The organism is Devosia sp. UYZn731 (genome assembly GCF_040546795.1).
GTDB lineage: Bacteria > Pseudomonadota > Alphaproteobacteria > Rhizobiales > Devosiaceae > Devosia.
In genome coordinates this window covers 110,397-127,468 of record NZ_JBEPOL010000008.1, presented here as the reverse complement: position 1 = coordinate 127,468, position 17,072 = coordinate 110,397, and the positions used below count along the sequence as shown (strand labels likewise).

18 protein-coding genes and 2 pseudogenes are annotated in these 17,072 nt (G+C 62.0%); 12 read left to right on the top strand and 8 right to left on the bottom strand.

The window, feature by feature from the left end:
• Positions 1 to 45 precede the first annotated feature (45 nt).
• Both ligD and ABIB57_RS19770 read left to right on the top strand, forming a co-directional pair.
• Positions 46 to 416: pseudogene (gene ligD / locus ABIB57_RS19775) on the top strand (non-homologous end-joining DNA ligase LigD).
• Positions 417 to 467: 51 nt separating this feature from the next.
• Positions 468 to 1,100: a hypothetical protein gene (locus tag ABIB57_RS19770; protein ID WP_354043153.1), complete on the top strand. Its 633-nt coding sequence runs from the start codon at positions 468 to 470 to the stop codon at positions 1,098 to 1,100.
• Positions 1,101 to 1,171: 71 nt separating this feature from the next.
• Here ABIB57_RS19770 and ABIB57_RS19765 read toward each other — a convergent pair whose 3' ends face one another.
• Positions 1,172 to 1,384 (bottom strand): hypothetical protein, encoded by a 213-nt coding sequence (locus ABIB57_RS19765; RefSeq protein WP_354042965.1) that lies wholly within the window; start codon positions 1,382 to 1,384, stop codon positions 1,172 to 1,174.
• 108 nt (positions 1,385 to 1,492) lie between these two features.
• On the opposite strand from ABIB57_RS19765, the gene ABIB57_RS19760 reads away from it, so the two are divergent.
• Positions 1,493 to 1,798, top strand: coding sequence for a hypothetical protein (locus ABIB57_RS19760; protein WP_354042964.1), 306 nt, complete (start codon positions 1,493 to 1,495; stop codon positions 1,796 to 1,798).
• Positions 1,799 to 2,574: 776 nt separating this feature from the next.
• On the opposite strand, the gene ABIB57_RS19755 is transcribed toward ABIB57_RS19760, so the two are convergent.
• Positions 2,575 to 2,817, bottom strand: a complete 243-nt coding sequence (locus ABIB57_RS19755; RefSeq protein ID WP_354043163.1) for a hypothetical protein — start codon at positions 2,815 to 2,817, stop codon at positions 2,575 to 2,577.
• Here ABIB57_RS19755 and ABIB57_RS19750 point away from each other — a divergent pair.
• The 5 genes and pseudogenes from ABIB57_RS19750 to ABIB57_RS19730 form a co-directional block, all read left to right on the top strand.
• Positions 2,807 to 3,146 (top strand): annotated as a pseudogene (locus ABIB57_RS19750) (IS3 family transposase); the annotation flags it as partial. The gene ABIB57_RS19755 and the pseudogene ABIB57_RS19750 sit on opposite strands and share 11 nt — an antisense overlap.
• A gap of 378 nt (positions 3,147 to 3,524) precedes the next feature.
• Positions 3,525 to 5,216 (top strand): L,D-transpeptidase family protein, encoded by a 1,692-nt coding sequence (locus ABIB57_RS19745; protein WP_354042962.1) that lies wholly within the window; start codon positions 3,525 to 3,527, stop codon positions 5,214 to 5,216.
• 451 nt (positions 5,217 to 5,667) lie between these two features.
• Entirely contained in the window at positions 5,668 to 7,269 is a 1,602-nt protein-coding gene (locus ABIB57_RS19740) for a peptidoglycan L,D-endopeptidase MepK (RefSeq protein ID WP_354042961.1), read from the top strand.
• A 147-nt stretch (positions 7,270 to 7,416) separates the two neighbouring features.
• Entirely contained in the window at positions 7,417 to 9,348 is a 1,932-nt protein-coding gene (dxs, locus tag ABIB57_RS19735) for a 1-deoxy-D-xylulose-5-phosphate synthase (protein ID WP_354042960.1), read from the top strand.
• A gap of 64 nt (positions 9,349 to 9,412) precedes the next feature.
• Complete coding sequence (locus ABIB57_RS19730) at positions 9,413 to 9,631, top strand: flagellar basal body rod C-terminal domain-containing protein (RefSeq protein ID WP_354042959.1); 219 nt, start codon at positions 9,413 to 9,415, stop codon at positions 9,629 to 9,631.
• Positions 9,632 to 9,635: 4 nt separating this feature from the next.
• Here the strand turns inward: ABIB57_RS19730 and ABIB57_RS19725 are convergent, their stop codons facing one another.
• A complete protein-coding gene (locus ABIB57_RS19725; protein ID WP_354042957.1) occupies positions 9,636 to 10,808 on the bottom strand; it encodes a glycosyltransferase in 1,173 nt (390 codons plus the stop codon).
• Between the two features lie 203 nt (positions 10,809 to 11,011).
• On the opposite strand from ABIB57_RS19725, the gene ABIB57_RS19720 reads away from it, so the two are divergent.
• Both ABIB57_RS19720 and ABIB57_RS19715 read left to right on the top strand, forming a co-directional pair.
• Complete coding sequence (locus tag ABIB57_RS19720; protein WP_354042956.1) at positions 11,012 to 12,172, top strand: putative hexosyltransferase; 1,161 nt, start codon at positions 11,012 to 11,014, stop codon at positions 12,170 to 12,172.
• Positions 12,156 to 12,773, top strand: coding sequence for a hypothetical protein (locus tag ABIB57_RS19715; protein ID WP_354042955.1), 618 nt, complete (start codon positions 12,156 to 12,158; stop codon positions 12,771 to 12,773). Before ABIB57_RS19720 ends, ABIB57_RS19715 begins: the two co-directional genes overlap by 17 nt.
• On the opposite strand, the gene ABIB57_RS19710 is transcribed toward ABIB57_RS19715, so the two are convergent.
• Positions 12,770 to 13,327 (bottom strand): hypothetical protein, encoded by a 558-nt coding sequence (locus tag ABIB57_RS19710; RefSeq protein ID WP_354042953.1) that lies wholly within the window; start codon positions 13,325 to 13,327, stop codon positions 12,770 to 12,772. The genes ABIB57_RS19715 and ABIB57_RS19710 overlap by 4 nt on opposite strands.
• Positions 13,328 to 13,360: 33 nt before the next feature.
• Positions 13,361 to 13,621: a DUF2312 domain-containing protein gene (locus ABIB57_RS19705; protein ID WP_299722400.1), complete on the bottom strand. Its 261-nt coding sequence runs from the start codon at positions 13,619 to 13,621 to the stop codon at positions 13,361 to 13,363.
• A 174-nt stretch (positions 13,622 to 13,795) separates the two neighbouring features.
• On the opposite strand from ABIB57_RS19705, the gene ABIB57_RS19700 reads away from it, so the two are divergent.
• Positions 13,796 to 14,398 (top strand): DUF1036 domain-containing protein, encoded by a 603-nt coding sequence (locus ABIB57_RS19700; RefSeq protein WP_354042952.1) that lies wholly within the window; start codon positions 13,796 to 13,798, stop codon positions 14,396 to 14,398.
• 25 nt (positions 14,399 to 14,423) lie between these two features.
• Entirely contained in the window at positions 14,424 to 15,863 is a 1,440-nt protein-coding gene (pyk, locus tag ABIB57_RS19695; RefSeq protein WP_299722406.1) for a pyruvate kinase, read from the top strand.
• 67 nt (positions 15,864 to 15,930) lie between these two features.
• Here pyk and ABIB57_RS19690 read toward each other — a convergent pair whose 3' ends face one another.
• The 3 genes from ABIB57_RS19690 to ykgO all read right to left on the bottom strand — a co-directional run bounded on the left by ABIB57_RS19690 (position 15,931) and on the right by ykgO (position 16,957).
• Positions 15,931 to 16,239, bottom strand: coding sequence for a TM2 domain-containing protein (locus ABIB57_RS19690; RefSeq protein ID WP_354042950.1), 309 nt, complete (start codon positions 16,237 to 16,239; stop codon positions 15,931 to 15,933).
• A 68-nt stretch (positions 16,240 to 16,307) separates the two neighbouring features.
• The gene (locus ABIB57_RS19685) at positions 16,308 to 16,703 is read right to left on the bottom strand and encodes an SRPBCC family protein (RefSeq protein WP_354042949.1); all 396 of its coding nucleotides are present in this window, start codon (positions 16,701 to 16,703) and stop codon (positions 16,308 to 16,310) included.
• Positions 16,704 to 16,831: 128 nt separating this feature from the next.
• Positions 16,832 to 16,957 carry a type B 50S ribosomal protein L36 gene (ykgO, locus tag ABIB57_RS19680; RefSeq protein WP_046136523.1) on the bottom strand — a complete coding sequence of 42 codons (126 nt, stop codon included), beginning with the start codon at positions 16,955 to 16,957 and terminating at the stop codon, positions 16,832 to 16,834.
• Between the last annotated feature and the right edge of the window lie 115 nt (positions 16,958 to 17,072).

Sequence of the window (17,072 nt, the reverse complement as noted above, 5' to 3'; positions counted from 1 at the left end):
GCCGGCTTGCCGCGGCTCTCGGGCGGCAAGGGTGTCCACGTCGTTGTGCCGCTCGTTCCGGAGGCCGACTGGCGCGCTGTAAAATCGTTCTGTCAAGAATTCGCCGAGCTCCTGGCCAAGACCGAGCCCTACAGGTTCAACATGAGCAAGGCGCGCCGTAAGGCCGCATGTTCGTCGATTGCTTGCGGAACGAGCACGGAAGCACGGCGATCTGTCCTTGGTCGACGCGGGCCCGTGCTGGCGGGACCGTCGCAGTACCTGTGACTTGGGAGGACCTGGCGACCATCGACCGGGCCAACGCCTTCGATGTGTTCGCCGCTGCCGAGGGGGCGAGTGGGCCGGACGCTTGGGCGGGTTATCTCGAAACCGAGCAAACGCTGACTGAGCGCATGCAAGAGGCCATCAAAAAACACTGAACCGTCGCTCTCATTATTGAAGCGGTGAGTTTGAAGAGCTACTTGAGACACATGCCGTCTAAGCCAAAAATGAAGTTGGAGGCCAAGCTCGTTCGCGAGTGGACGCTGCCGGCTGCCGCAACGCTCGGATCGTCGGTGCGGGCGAGGGGTATCTTGCTGGAAATGCGGGCCCGCCTTCCTGCCGCAACGAAGAAGTCGCTCGACATCGTTGGCGCAGTGCTGGCGCTCCGGATGACGGAGGGCGCCGAAGAAGATTTTCGCACTGCGTCGGAGGTCGTCTCGAAGGCACTGGTCGGGATCGAAGACCTGCCGGTCATCCCTCGAGAGATCCAGGATATCTTGTCGATTTCGACCACCGAACGGCATCGGTGGCTAAAAGACGGTCGCCTCCAAAGCGCCGGTACGCGGACGGTGAAGCTCCGTGGGCGTGCCAAAAAAATCACTTTCCATGTCTTCAATCCCCGCCACGTCGAAGAGGTGTTGAACGAGGACTTGATATCGGCATGGCGCGAGGATGACGCTGAAACCAAGGCCGAGAACAGGCGGCAGGCAGCCTGGAAGGCAAGACTCAAGCGCACGCCGAAAGCCAGTGGCGAGCTTAGTCCCGAAACCACTGCAGACGACGGCGCTCGACATAAGCTCAAGGGTTGGGACGAGTTCGAACGCGACGGATTGTTGCGTTGAACCTCTCGAGACCCAACCAGGGAGGAGTGGCCCAGCAGCCCTTCTAATACCGAAAGCAACCCGCTCCATGGCTAACGCTGGGGCGTGGTCGAACGAACATGGTCGAAACCGTTCAAGATATCCATACCGGCCTGAGTGACGACTGGGCCGCCTTCTTCCTGTTTTAGCAGGGCCAGCGACAGCAACTTGGCGAAGTGAAGTGGGTCAACATGGTCGGGCACCGTAGGCGCAGAGAAGCTGGCCAGAGTCTGCAGTTCTTGTGCTGTCAAATCGTCGCCGGCCATCATGATCTCCATCCGATAGGTGGAGAACAAGCGAGTTGGCCGGCCGGTTGCGTGTCCATGGCATCTCGCGAGCAGTTCAAGCGTTGATCAGGAGAAATAGGAGCACCCATGAACACTGCGAATTTGCAGATCGAAGGCCTGCTGATTGCTATCGCGTCGTTGAACGACCTGCTGGTCACCAAGGGAATGGTCGATCGCCATGAGATATGTCATGCCTTGGATGTCGCCGAGCAAACTGTGCTGGGGGACTACAGGACGGAGGACCTCGGGGAAACACAGCGCGATGCCATCGCATTTCCGATCAGGCTGCTGCGGTTGGCTAATAACGGCGCGTCCGACACGGAAATCATGCCGTTTTCAGAACTCGCCAAAATGGTCGGTCAGACCAAGGGCCGCTACAACGACGAGCAATAGATCACTTCATCGATGGGGCGGCGGCAGCGGCCGGTGTCTCTGTGGAGTCCACACCTGCTCCTGTGGTCGTTTCGCCTGACGCGGGACAAAGCGGTTGCCCCTCTTCCACCACGTCAGAGGGCGCCGGGACTGGAGGGGCGGAAGTGTCAGTTGGTTCACTGGAGATTGGCGCGCTCGAAGTGGTCGCCGGCTTTGACCCATCCGGGCAGGGCGCTGGCGTCGTCACAACGCCCTCCTGCAGACTTGTGCCTCCGCCCGGGGCGATCTGGCCCACAACCGGCAGAACGGCTGTAACGGCGAAAACCATGCCGGCTAGTGTGAATAATGTCCTCACTATTGCTCTCCTCAAGGCATCCCTGATCTAACCGTCAGCCGCCTTAAATGTTCCACCGGGAGCGGGTTCTCCTGCTGCACATATCGTCAAGAGAAAATCATCTGCAACTGCTGGCGATTGCTACTGCGGCAGCAGTTGATCTAGCGCATGCGCGGACCTGTTAGCAAAACGACGTCCACGAAATTTGGCAGATCAAAATCGCCTACCAACTCTTCCGGCGCTTTAGGTCGACGCTTATGGCAAAGGCGAGTGCGGCAATAAAACCGCAGGAAACTGCTAGCATCTGGGGCACCTGACTGGACAATGCCAGCAACGGCGCAGGGTCGTAAATTTTTCCTTTCGTCGCCGCTGGTTCAGGGCTGGGTTGCCGGTTCGGCTTTGGCCCGTTGCTCGACTGCATCAATCTCCCGCTGAATCTCCGCCTCTTTCGCGCGCTCGGCACCTATGGCTTCATTGTCGCTCGGCAGGCCTCAATGATCCGGTCGAGCTTCAGATGAAAAGCAAGCCCATCCCGCCGTCCCGAAACCAGTACCGCCTGACCGATGATCATGGTGGTGAGAGAGATGGCGAGGTTCACGATGGTGGCAGCGTCTATGCCCTTCCCAGTGACTAGCGCGACGGCCGAGCCGACGAAGGCGAGCGACGTGAGAATGGCGAAGGACACTGGTCGGGAGATCATGGCCATCTGGCGTCGCGGCAGGCCCGACAACTTGCTGCACCACTCCGACCAGGGCAGCCAATATACATCCGAGCAGTTCCAGCGCCTGATGGCGGATCATGGCGTCATCTGCTCGATGAGCCGGTCTGGCAATGTCTGGGACTATGCGGCGATGGAGAGCTCCTTCTCATCGCTCAAGACCGAACGCACCGCTCGCAAGGTCTATCGCACCAGGGACGATGCCAAGGGCCGATGTGTTCGACTATATCGAGCGCTTCTACAAACCGAGGCGCCGGCACTCAACGCTGGGCTATCTCAGCCCCGTGGATTACGAAGAGCAAGCTAAGTTAGCCTAACTGCGTGTCCACCGAACCGGCAGCAGCTCAACTCTTCGTACCCATTTCCTGCTGGTCGCAAGCGTACGGGCCGCGCTCTCCGGATAACTACACTAGGGTGATGCAGCGCATTTACCGTCGTTCAGCCCGCGTTCACCCGCTCCCCCTCTATATCGAGGCGCAAGGCGACAGGTGACAGGTTTGCGGTTTAGCGGGAACTTGATGCGGTCTAGTCGGGACCGCATAAAGTTGCAGCGCCGCCACAAAGATCGCTCACAACATTGCGAGCGATTGCGCCCGTTAAGATTTGCGGAGTATTGATTTTTTCATGCGGAACGACTGGCCGGAGCCTCTGATTCTGGCCTGGCCCGAGCCCGCGACAGCGCCGCCGGAGTTCGCATGAACAAGCTTATGGTCTGCCTTTTCGCCGCTCTCGCCGGTGCCAGCACTGCTCTGCCGGCCTTGGCGCAGGATGCGACGACGACGCTGCCGACGCGGGTGGTCATCGCGCCGCCCCAGAGCGAGTTGGCCAGCACCATCAAAACTGGCCTCGCCGCCGCCTATTACGGCGCTGTCAAAGACAGCACGGCCTATAACGAAGCCCAGAAACTCTATTTCTTTTACGGCGAACGCCATTTCGAGCCGCTTTGGCTGGAGCAGGCCGCCAATGGTGACGTGGCCTTTTCCGCCTCGGCCCAGAAAATCCTCAAGCTGTTCCTGGCCGCCGGCAGCGAAGGGCTGCGCCCCAGCGACTACCTGACGCCCGATCTCGATGTTGCCGGCGCCAAGGGCGATCCGCTCAAGATGGCGGCGCTCGAAACCGCCTTTTCGGGCGCCGCCATGCGCTATGCCAGCAATATCTATACTGGCCGCATCCGCCCGCTGTCGCTATCGGAAAACCTCGATATCGAACCCAAGCTGCTCGACCAGTCGGCTCTGATGATGCAGCTCGCCTCGAGCGCCGACCCCGTCGCTGTCCTTCAGGCCCTAGAGCCGACGCATCCCGAATTCCTCGCCCTCAAGGCGGCTTTGGCCAATTTCGACGGCAGCGTCGACCAACCCGTCCACGTCGCCGATGGCAAGACGCTCAAGCCCGGCATGAGCGACGAGCGCGTCCCGCTGCTGCGCGAACGCCTCGCCCTGCCCGCCGTGGCCGACACGACCTATGACGACGCGCTGATCGAGGCCATCAAGGCTTTCCAGGGCAGCCTGGGCCTGACCACCGATGGCATTATGGGCCCGGCCACCGTCGCCGCGCTCAATGGCGGCACCGCCATCACCCGTAACGATATCCTGGCCAATATGGAACGCTGGCGCTGGATGCCGCGCGATCTCGGCGCCTTCAACGTCTTCGTCAACCTGCCCGAATACCGCCTGGCCATCTATCGCCAGGGGCAGGAGGTTTACACCACCCGCGTCGTCATCGGCGCCACCGCGCATCAGACGCCGATTTTCTCCAACGCGATCCAGCACATCGTCGTCAATCCCTACTGGAACGTGCCGGCCTCGATCGTGCGCAACGAAATCGCGCCCAAGACCCGCGCCAATCCGGGATACATTGCCGGCCAGAACATGGAACTGCTCTATGGCGGCAAGGTCGTCAGCGCCTCCTCGATCGATTGGTCGGCCGTGGGCAACAGCTTCCCGTTCAGCGTCCGCCAGCGCCCTGGTGCCGGCAATGCTTTGGGCCAGATCAAGTTCCTGTTCCCCAACAAGCACGACGTCTACCTGCACGACACGCCGTCCAAGTCGCTGTTCGCCCGTGACTACCGCGCCTATAGCCATGGCTGCGTGCGTGTGCAGAACCCGATGGAATTCGCCGATGCGCTGCTGGCCAACGAAACCACCATCAGCCGCGCCTCGCTTGAAGCCATGTTCGGCACCAGTGAGCGGTGGGTGAACCCCGAACATCAGATTCCGGTGCACCTGGCCTATTTCACCCTCCGCGTGCAGCCCGATGGCACCATCCGCTCGTTCGGCGACGTCTATGGCCACAATGCCAAGCTGATCGAAGCCATGGGCCTGAACACGCCCGGCGCCGCCCCTGCGGCAGCGCCCGTCTCGGTTGAAGACGGCGCGCTGTCCCCCTGATCTGGTGATTATCGCAGCCGCAATTTCTCAGATCTGGCGACTGCAGCCACTATAACCCCACACCCACCGGCCTTCCGGCGGACTTGATCCGCGGGCCACTCCCCGCATGTGCCGTGTTGAGAGTGGCCCGCGGGTCAAGCCCGCGGGAAGATCGCGTTTGAGGCAGGGCTTGGCGCTGGCAATGCTGGCGCTCGGCAGCGCCCCTCCGTCCCGTTAACTCCCGCTTCACACTTTCGCCTTGGTTCAGCCAGCTTTTGTCAGTAAAAATGCAACTATGAGGGGTCGAGGTACCCAGGCTTGAGGTCTCGTTAGCGTTAATAAGTTCTACGCGACTTTGCGCTAAAATCGGACCACACTGTAGTAACCGGGCAGAGTTCAGCGTGACGGGGACAGCTTCTTGATACGCAACCATCTCCTGCGGCTCATCTTGAGCGCGCTTCTGAGCATGACTATGCTGTTGCCGTCCCTGACGGTTCCAGCCAGTGCGGCCAACGAGCGCAGCCTTTATCTCTATTATACGCATACCGGCGAAACCGCCCGCATCGTGTTCAAGCGCAATGGGCAATATGTCCAGGCCGGGCTCAACCAGCTCAACCAGATGTTGCGCGACTGGCGCCATAACGAGCCTGCCAAGATGGACCCGGCTTTGTTCGACCTGGTCTGGGAAGTTTATCAAGAAGTGGGCGCCACCCAGCCGATCAACGTGGTTTCGGCCTATCGCAACCCCGCGACCAATGCCTCGCTGCGCGCCGTCAAGGGCTCGGGCGTCGCCGAAAATTCGCAGCACATGCGCGGCAAGGCCATGGATTTCTTCATTCCCGGCATTTCGCTGACCAGGCTGCGTGCCGCCGGCATGCACAAACAGGTTGGCGGCGTCGGCTTCTATCCGACCTCGGGCAGCCCCTTCGTGCATCTGGATACCGGCAATGTGCGTGCCTGGCCCCGCATGACCAAGGCGCAGTTGCAGCAGATTTTCCCGGACGGCAAGACGCTGCATGTGCCCACCGACGGCAAGCCGCTGTCGGAGGCCGGCCGCCAATACGCCATGGCGCAGTGGCAGCAGTGCCATACCGTGCCGTGCAACGGCAACGCGCGCTACAATGACACCCAGGTCGCCAGCAATGGCGGCGGCGGCTCGGGCCGTTCGCTAACCGACATGTTCTTCGGCAAGGGCGAACAGCCCGCGCCAAGCGCCCAGGCGCCCATGCAAACCGCGTCCGTCGCCCCTGTCGAGGTCGACGCCCCCATCCCAGCCATGCGCCCCGCGGCGCTTGGCGCTGTGGCCCGAATGGCCGCTGTCAAAGCGCCGCCACTGCCATTTTCGACCACCGGCAGTGCGCCGCTGGACGATGCCGAACTGATGACTGCGAGTGCCGCGCCGATCCCCGCGATCAAATCGCAGGCCTTGCTGATGGCCACGTCGGCGGCCCTGCCCGCCGGCAATGGCGAAACCGCCGTGACCGCGATTGCGGCCCTGACGGCTCCCATCCCGCAGCCGCGCCTGCAGATGAGCAATCCGGCCGATGCCATGCTCACCGCCTATGCGCCCATCCTGACGCAGGACCCCGAGGCGCAGCGCGCCCTGCAGATGATCATCGAGCGCAGCACCACCGCCAGCGCTCAGCCCAAGGCGCCCATTGCCGTGCTACCGCCACTGCCCGGTACCGCCAATGGCCTGCATACCGCATCGCTGGGCGGCCAGCCTGCCGTCAACGCGCTGAGAAGCCTGTTCGGCAATCCCCAGGATACGAGCAAGCAGCGCGTTGCGCCCCTGGCGGCAGCCTCGCCGGCAACTGTGCGTGCCGATGCCAATGCAATGCGCAATGTCGACCTGATCGCCCCCGACCTTGAACACGTCGCCGAGGTCTTCCTCACCCCGGTCGTCATGACGTCCGACCATTTCGCGGTCATCTACGACCATGACGAGGCCGATTTCGATCCCACCACCGAAATGGGCCGTTACGTCACCGTCATGGGCGCCGGCGCCGTTCCGGCCGAATTGAGCGCCACCCGCTTCCAGACCAGCCACCCGCCGATCGTCGCGTTCAACTAGAGCCAAGCGGTAGCCGCCCCAATTCCAGCATGATCGCAACTTAGCGCTAGCCTGCGGCGTTTGGCGCGGCAGGTCTGTTCCGGTTGCAAAGCCAGGGGCCCGGGCCTAAACCTCGATTGTCACAATCCTTGGTAAAGGATCGCCCGCTTGCCCGACAAGCCGCTTACCCCTCTGCTCGATACCGTTTCGACGCCCGCCGATCTGCGCGCCATGCCGCGCGAAAATCTGCGCGCTCTGGCCGATGAGCTGCGCGCCGAAGTGATCGACGCCGTTTCGGTCACCGGCGGCCATTTGGGCGCTGGCCTTGGAGTTATCGAGCTGACCGTGGCCTTGCATGCGGTCTTCGATACCCCGCATGACCGCATCATCTGGGACGTCGGCCATCAGGCCTATCCGCACAAAATACTCACCGGCCGGCGCGACCGCATCCGCACGCTGCGCCAGAAGGATGGCCTTTCCGGCTTCACACGTCGCGCCGAGAGCCAATACGATCCGTTCGGCGCCGGCCACTCCTCCACCTCGATTTCCGCCGGCCTCGGCATGGCGGTCGCCAGCGACTTGCAAGGCAAACCGCGCAACGTCGTCGCGGTCATCGGCGATGGCGCCATGTCGGCCGGCATGGCCTACGAGGCGATGAACAATGCCGGCGCCATGGATGCACGGCTGATCGTCATTCTCAACGACAACGACATGTCGATCGCGCCACCGACCGGGGCAATGAGCGCCTATCTGGCGCGGCTGGTTTCAAGCCCAGCCTATTTGGGCATGCGTGAAACCGCCAAGTCGATCACCAAGAAACTGCCGCAGTTCTTTCATGAGCCGGCCCGCCGCACCGAGGAATTCGCCCGCTCCTTCTTCACCGGCGGCACGCTGTTCGAGGAACTGGGCTTCTATTATGTCGGCCCCATCGACGGCCACAATCTCGACCACCTGCTACCGGTGCTCGACAATGTGCGCGATGCCGGCGACGGCCCAATCCTGGTTCATGTCGTCACCAAGAAGGGCAAGGGCTATGGCCCGGCCGAAGACTCCGACGACAAATATCACGGTGTCTCCAAGTTCAACGTCATCACCGGCGCCCAGGCCAAGGCCCCGTCAAACGCACCATCCTATACCGCGGTGTTTGCCGAGAGTCTGATCCAGGAAGCCACCGACGATCCGCGCATCGTGGCGATCACCGCCGCCATGCCCTCTGGCACGGGGTTGGACAAATTCGCCGAGATCTTCCCGGACCGCATCTTCGACGTCGGCATTGCCGAACAGCATGCGGTGACCTTCGCGGCCGGCCTTGCGACCGAAGGCATGAAGCCATTTGTTGCCATTTACTCCACCTTCCTGCAGCGCGCCTATGACCAGGTGGTGCATGACGTGGCGATCCAGCATCTGCCGGTGCGCTTCGCTATCGATCGCGCCGGCTATGTGGGCGCCGACGGCCCCACCCATGCGGGCAATTATGACGCCGCTTATCTCGGTGCCATTCCGGGTATCGTGCAGATGGCCGCCGCCGACGAGGCCGACCTCAAGCACATGGTCGCGACCGCCACCGCCTATGACAATGGCCCCATCGCCTTCCGCTATCCACGTGGCGACGGCGTGGGTGTCGACATGCCCGCCCGCGGCATTGCGCTGCCCATCGGCAAGGGCCGCATCATGCGACAGGGCGGCACCATTGCAATCCTCAGTTATGGCACGCGGCTGGGCGAAGTGCTGGCCGCCGCCGACAAGCTGGCAGCCCTGGGCCTTAATCCCACCGTGGCCGATGCGCGCTTCATGAAGCCGCTCGACGAGGAATTGATCGCCCAACTGGCGCAAAATCATGATGTACTGCTAACCGTCGAGGAAGGCTCCATCGGCGGCTTCGGCAGCCATGTTGCCACCTTCCTCGCCAGCAACGGAATGCTAGACGGCAAGCTGCGCTTCCGCCCGCTGATGATCCCCGATCATTTCGTTGAGCACGCCAGCCAAGCCGATATGTATGCCGCCGCGGGCCTCGACCGCGCCGGCATCGTGGCAACCGCGCTGACCACGCTCGGCTACGACAGCGCCGCTCTTGAAGCAGCGCTCGGCAAGATCAGCTAGTTTTAGCGCCGGAATTAACGGGATTGAGACGCTGGGCCGCTATCACCGCAGCAGAGGTGAAGCCATGACCATTTCTGCCATGTCCAGCGGCCTGTCCGGCTTGCAGCGCGCAACGCAAAAGTTCGAGACCAGCGCGGCCCGCGTCGCCAGCCCAAATTCAGGCGCCGACTTGGCGGAGGAGTTGATCAACGTCCTCACCGCCAAGCTCGATTTCGAAGCCTCGACCCAGATCATCAAGGTCGCCAGCGACATGCAGAAGTCGGCAATCGATATCCTGGCCTGATCGCCTATTTCCAGGTAAAGGCCCGCGTCACCGCATAGTTGAACACCGAGCTCATCACCGCGCCGGCGAGGCCGGCGATGAAGGTCTGGTGCCGCAACTCATAGATGCCGCTGGCCACGGAAATATTGGCAATGCCACCCAAAGCGCAGATCGCATAGAAACCCAGCAGCCCGACGACGAGTTTGCGGCCGCGCAGCTTGCGATCCGAATAGGTCAGGTTGTTGTTGAGGAAGAAGTTCCAGGTCATCGCCACCATCGTGGCGGCGATTTGAGCCACGACGAAAATCGTTTCCGACGACAGGGCGCCATTGCCGCCTAGCCCTGCCGTTACGGCGCCAAGCGTGGCCATATGCACCACCACACCGGTCACGCCCACGAGGCCAAACAGCAGGAAGCTCGGCGGCAGGATGCCACCGCTGAGCTTGGATGCCCACAGACCCAGATACTGGATCACGATCAGCGGGTTCATCTTGCTCTCGCCGGCATGACGCGGGCGGAACGTATAGGGGACTTCGGCAATCTGCAGCGGCTTGCCGTTACGCGCCGAGGTCACGATCAGGTCAATCAAAATCTTGAAGCCGTCATTGGCCAGCTTGGGCGCAACATTCTCGAAGATGTCGCGACGAACAAGGAAAAATCCGCTCATCGGATCGCTGATCGGCTGACCGGCGATCATCGCCGCCATCTTGGTGGCGAGCCGGCTGCCGGACAGGCGCGTGGCGCTCAGGCCGGTCGCTGCCGAGCCTTCGCCCGCAAAGCGCGTTCCAACCACGAGATCGGCCCCCGCCAATGTCTTTTCTAGCATTTGCGGCAGGATGGCCTCGTCGTGCTGCAAATCGGCGTCAATCACCGCCACATAGGGGGCCGACGTCGACGCCATGCCCTCGACACAGGCCGAGGACAATCCGCGCCGCCCGAACCGACGAATGCAGCGAACATTGGCGTAAACGCGCGACATTTCATTGACGACGGTGGCGGTGCCATCGGGACTATTGTCGTCGACGACGATCATTTCCCAGGCCGTCTCGTTGAGCGCAATCGCCAGCTTTTCGTACAATAACTCGATATTGCCCCGCTCATTGAAGCTTGGAACAATCACCGCGAGCTGTGGCGGATGGCCAGTGGCAACGGGGTTGCGGACGTCGTCAACTTTGGTCTGGCTACCGATTTCCGTCATGAAATATCCGATGCAGGTCGCGATGTTTTGATCTAGCTGGCAAAAAGCACGGAAATAAGGATCGGTTGCATGCAAGTCTGTGATGGCTGCCCTGCGTAAAATGCAGACGTCTATTTGCAACCATTGCCGTTGCATCAGTTGACAAGCGATGCCCGGCGCGGCCAGTTCAGCTGCGCCAAGTTCGCGCGTATCGAGGAACACACGTGCAGCACATGCTCCAGCCGGCCTCAACCACCAGCCGATCCCGCACTGCACTCATCTTCGTCCTCCCCCTGCTGTTCCTCGTGATCGGTTTGGCACTGCGGTTCCTGGCCTTCCGCGTGGCCCAGCCCGAGGCAGGTCCATCCGCATTCATCACCGCAATGTGCCGCTGGGATTGCGGCTGGTACGTTAAGATGGCCCAGACCGGCTATGATCCATTCCCGATCCCCAGCCGCATCAACGCCGGCAACTGGGCGTTTTTCCCGTTCTACCCACTGCTCGTCGGCGCCATTCGCCTCGTCCTGCCGTTTCCCACCATCGTCACCGCCAGCATCGTGTCACTGCTCACGACTTACGCCGCCGCTGTCATTGCCTGGCCACTCTTCGAAAGGAACCTGCGCGCCTTTACGCTTTACGCCGCCTACCTGCTCAGCGGCCCCTTCGCGTTCTACTTCACCAGCTTCTTCACCGAGCCGATGTTCGTGCTGACCATGACCGTGGTCTTTGTCATGCTGAAGCGCTCCAACTATATGGGTGCGGGCCTCGCGACCGTGCTGCTCTCGGCCACCCGGATCGTCGGCGTCTTCGCCACATTGTCACTCATCGTCCAGGCTGCGCTCGACCACCGCGCCGCCACCGGCTCCTGGCGCGGCCTCATCGGCGCCTTTCTCAAGCGGCCCAACCTGCTGCTCGCCATTTTCATCGCGCCGCTCGGCCTGTTCGCCTATATGGCCTTCCTCAATTTCTATATCGGCGATGGTCTGGCATTCCAGCATACCCAGCGCGCCTGGGGCCGGCCTTACGGCAATCCAATCTTCTTCGTTTGGCAGGGCCTGACCGCTTGGCCCAATACGGGCTTTTGGCCGACCTCCTCACAATGGCTGGCTGGCGCGGCGGTGCTGGGTTTTGTGCTGACGCTCGTACTCGCGTGGCGCCGCCAATGGGCCCAAGCCCTGTTCGCTTTCGTCTCGCTGACTCTGCCGCTGTTCGCCGGGTTAGCTTCGGTCATCCGCTTTACCGCCGCAATGGTGCCGATCACAGTCCTGGCCATGCAATTGTTGGCCTCACGCCGCTGGCTCTTCGCCTTGAGCCTGCTGGGTATTATCGTGCTCGGCTACGTCATCCCTCTGGCCTGGTTGGGCAATAATGTCGCTCTTGTCTGATCCCAAACCGGGATCGCCCCGCTTCGTCGCCACCTACGGCGCCGTCGCGCTGCTCGCGCTGATCGAACTTGTTATCCTTTGGCAGGCCATCCACCCCAACGTGCCCGAGGCCTACCGCGCCTATTACATCGACCACACGACAACGTGCATGCGCCAGCCGGTGACCGGCGCCTACACAATGGGCACCACCATCGATTTCCGCTCCGGCGGCAGCGACACCACCGAATTGCGCCCCTGCGGCTGGGAAGGCCCCGTGGGCAACGGCATGCACCTGCTCGGGGAAACCGCCCGCCTGCGCTTCGCCACTGGTACGACAACGGAAGCGATGACGCTCACGCTGGAAATGACCGCAGACGATATTGAGGGCATGAGCGACCAGCGCGTGGTCGTGTCGGCCAATGGCACCCCGGTTGGCACCACCACCATTCCGCGCGGCCAGACCGTTACTGTACCGTTTGCCATTCCGGCCGGCGTTACGGCCGATACGGGCCTGCTCGATATCGTACTGGACGTCCCTGACGCGGTGCGCAGCCGCCCGGGCGACTCCAACACCCGCAAGCGCTCGATCAAGCTGACCGAAGCGACGCTGACGCCGAACTAATTCGGCAGCCGATAGCGCGACGCATTGCACTTGTTGCGGGTCCAATACTCGCTGACCGGCTGGAACGAGCCGGTCGCGAGCTTTTGAATGCGGGCCGTAAATGCCATGGCCTGGCACTCATCGGTCCCGGCAACCACATGCACAATCTCATGCAGGATGGTGGTTTCGCGCAGCGCATCCGCTCCTGGCAAAAAGAAGCGCGGACACATCACCAGCGACACCGCGCCTTGCTGGATCGCCGGTGTCACATACGCCGCAAAGCCGGCGCACAAGCCCTGCTCGCTCTCGTTGGTCACCAGTTGCACGTCGAGGGCCGTGGCCCAGAGCGAGGAGGCAAACCGCCGCTGCACCAGGGCGTCATGATATTCTTGCGTCGGCACGCCCATGGTTACGGCGTCCAATTGCGGCAGCGCGCGTTCAAAAGTCCGCGCCGCCGCCCGCAAGGCATTCTCGACCAGATCCTCTTGCCCCGCCTGGGCCGGTGCCAGCCCCAACAGCAGCGCCATCGCTGCCGCTGCCGCGAGGCCCCGCATCACCACAAAATACCGGCTCACGCCGCCATCTCCAGCCGATGCGGAACCATCGGATCAGTCCTCGCTCGGCGCCGCCACCATGCCGAGGGCCGACATGTACAACTCCAAAATCGCCTCATGCTCCTGGCGCTCGCTGGCATCCTGCTTGCGGATGCGCACGATTTCGCGGATCACCTTGGTGTCGAAGCCATTGCCCTTGGCCTCGGCGTAGATTTCCTTGATGTCGGCGGCGATGGCGGCCTTTTCTTCTTCCATGCGCTCGATCCGTTCGATGAACGCACGCAACTGGTCCTGGGCAACACTCTCTTCGGCCATCGACAAAGTCCTTTTCGGTTCAAGCCTGGGTTCAACCCTAGTGCGGCCTTCGGTTCAAGCGCTTTTGTGTCCAATCCACATGCCCGCTGTCACACCTGAACCCAATTCGGCCAAATCGAGCCGATAGCCATTGACGCAACGCGCCCTTGCGCCCAAAAAGTGGCTTCGATCCCCATGATTTCCGGCACGCTCTTGCACAAACTCCGTCTCGGCCTGACCCTTGTCGGCGCGCTGATCGCCAGCCTTATGTTCTTTTCGCTCCCGGCACGGGCCGATTTGCGCGTCTGCAACGAGACCGCCAATCCGCTGACCGTGGCGCTTGGCTACCGCGCCGAGCGCGGCTGGATGAGCGAAGGCTGGTGGCAAACCCCGCCCGGCGATTGCCGGGTTTTGTACCAGGGCAACCTGGAGCGGCGCTTCTATTATGTCTTCGCAGCCGACGACATTGGTGGTGGCGCGTGGGACGGCTCGGTGTTCATGTGCACACGTGACGAAACCTTCACGATATTCGGGGTTGAGGATTGTCTCGCGCGCGGTTATGAGCGCACCGGGTTCTTTGAAATCGATACACAAAACCGTAGTGACTGGACTCTACAACTAACCAACGACGGCGACGGCCCTGGTTCGCAAGGGACTGATAGCCCGGAAGGCGACGATCCGACCTTCCTGGTCGATCCGAATGTTCCTGGCGCACCGCCTCTGCCGCCTGACGAAGCGCCGATGGACGGCGCGCCCGACGTGCCAGCCAATGACGCACCGATGGACGGTGCCGATTAACGACGACCAACCGGACGGAACCGCAATGAGACGCATGAGACGCGTAAAGATCGTCGCCACCCTCGGGCCTGCCAGCCAGGACGAGCGGATGATCGAGGAGCTCGCCCGCGCCGGCGCCGACGTGTTCCGCATCAATATGAGCCACGCCAGCCACGAAGTGCTGCACCAGACGGTGGCACGCATCCGCAATGTCGAAAAGACGCTGAACCACCCGCTCGGCATCTTGGTCGACCTGCAAGGCCCCAAGCTGCGCGTGTGGAAATTTGCCGGCGGCTCCGTCCAGCTGGTCGCTGGCCAAAAATTCACCCTCGATAGCCACAATGACGATCAGGGCAATGTCGATCGCGTCTACCTGCCGCATCCCGAAATCATCGAGAGCGTTTCTGTGGGTGACCGCCTGCTGCTCGACGATGGCAAGCTGGCGCTCAAGGCCACCAAGGTGGGCAATGGCGCCATCGAGACCGAGGTTATCTATGGCGGCAAGCTCAGCGACAAGAAGGGCGTCTCCCTGCCCGATACGCTGCTGCCCACCGGCGCGCTGACCGAAAAGGACCATGCCGATCTGCTCGAAGGCCTCAAGGCCGAAGCCGACTGGATCGCGCTTTCCTTCGTGCAGCGTCCCGAAGACATCATCGACGTGCGCAAGATCGTCCAGGGCCGCGCTGGCGTCATGGCCAAGATCGAAAAGCCCCAGGCCATCGATCGCCTCGAAGAGATCGTCAAGCTGTGCGACGCCATCATGGTGGCGCGCGGCGATCTCGGCGTCGAGCTGCCGCTCGAAACCGTACCGGGCCTGCAGAAGCGTATGATCCGCATGTGCCGTCGCTATGGCAAGCCGGTGGTTGTGGCCACGCAGATGCTGGAATCGATGATCACCTCGCCGGTGCCAACCCGAGCCGAAGTCTCGGACGTGTCGATTGCGGTGTTCGAAGGCGCCGACGCCATCATGCTGTCGGCCGAATCCGCCTCGGGCGCCTATCCGGTCGAAGCGGTGAATACCATGAACAAGGTGGCCATCGCCGTCGAAGGCGATGCCAACTACCGCGGCATTATCCGCGCGGCTCAGACCGAGCCGGAAGCCACCGCGGCCGACGCCATCTCGGCAGCGACCCGCCAGGTTGCCGAAACACTCGATCTGGCCGCCATCGTCACCTACACCGCCTCGGGCTCCACCGGCATCCGCGCCGCCCGCGAGCGCCCCTCCAAGCCGATCATCGCGCTCTCGCCCAATCATCGCACCATCCGCCGCCTGTCGGTTGTCTGGGGCATTCATTGCGTGCAGACGGAAGATGCGATCAGCCTCGAAGACATGGTCGATCGCGCCTGTGTCATCGCCTATCAAGAGGGCTTTGCCCGCCCCGGCGACCGCATCGCCATCACCGCAGGCGTTCCCCTGGGCACCCCAGGCGCGACCAACATGCTGCGTATCGCCTTCGTGCGCCAGGACGGCGCCGGCTCAAGCTGACACGCTTCGCATCAGACAGCAAAAAGGCCCGCGCAAGCGGGCCTTTTCTTTTTAGAGGTAACCTGCTTTAGCGCCGCGACGAGAAAACGCGATCGGCAATACGGCTATTGCGACCCGCCACAATTCCGGGGATCAGCAGCGCGTCGATAAGCCACCACAGGCCGACGACGAACCACAGGAAGCTGAGGAACCCGAACGACACCAGCGTGAGCACCAGCGTCACCGCCGATAGCGCCAGCATCACAAAGCCACTGATAGTCCGGCCCAAATAGAACCGGTGCGCGCCCACATAGCCGAGGAAAAACCAGAGCAAATAGGCGACGAGCAGAGACTTCTTTTCGATATCGTATTGGGCCGAGGTCCGATCCATAGTCATGGCGTTTTCTCCGTTTGCTCGAAGATGGGACGAATTCGCCCGGGTTCAAGTCCTGCGGGTTTTGCCGCCTAGGCCTCCAGCACGCTCTTGAGCGTCAGGAAATCGGTGGTGATCCACTCGATCGTGGAATCGAATTCCGCGTCGCTCATACCGGCGCGCCGAAAAAAGGTGAACATCAGGTCGGTTCCCCCTTCATTGGCGACGACGCGCATTGGCGTGAACAGGGGCGTCTCGCCCGGCACGAACTGGGCGTGGTCGAGCACGCCGAATTCATTGGGCGGGGTGAACCGATAGTGCCGCAGGCCGCCCGGCGTCATGGCAGACCAATCGCCGCTCTCGAGCGGCACGAACGTCGCCTCGTCCACCGCGGCCCATTGCGAAAAATTGCGCGGATCGGCCAGGAAGCGGTACACCACCGCATAGGGGCGTTCGATTTGCAGCGTGATGGTGTGGGATCGGCGCATCTTGGGTTCCGCAACTGCACCAGCATCGCACAGTTCGCGACAAACAAAAGCCCGCTTGCGCGGGCTTTCAAATTCGTACCAAAAGCCCGCTTGCGCGGGCTTTCAAATTCGTACGGTACGAACCAAGCTTAGCCCTGGCGGGCCTTGTAGCGCTTGTCGACCTTGTTGATGATGTAAACGCGACCGCGACGGCGGACGAGCTTGTTCGCGCGGTGGCGAGTCATCAGCGCCTTCAGCGAGTTGCGGACTTTCATCGTATATCCTCGATTAAACAAAAGGGGCGCCTGAGCGCCCGAAGAATTGGCCGGAACATAGGGAAATCGTGGAGGTCTGTCAACGCGCCCGAGCGCGTTTTCCGCCATGCTCGAC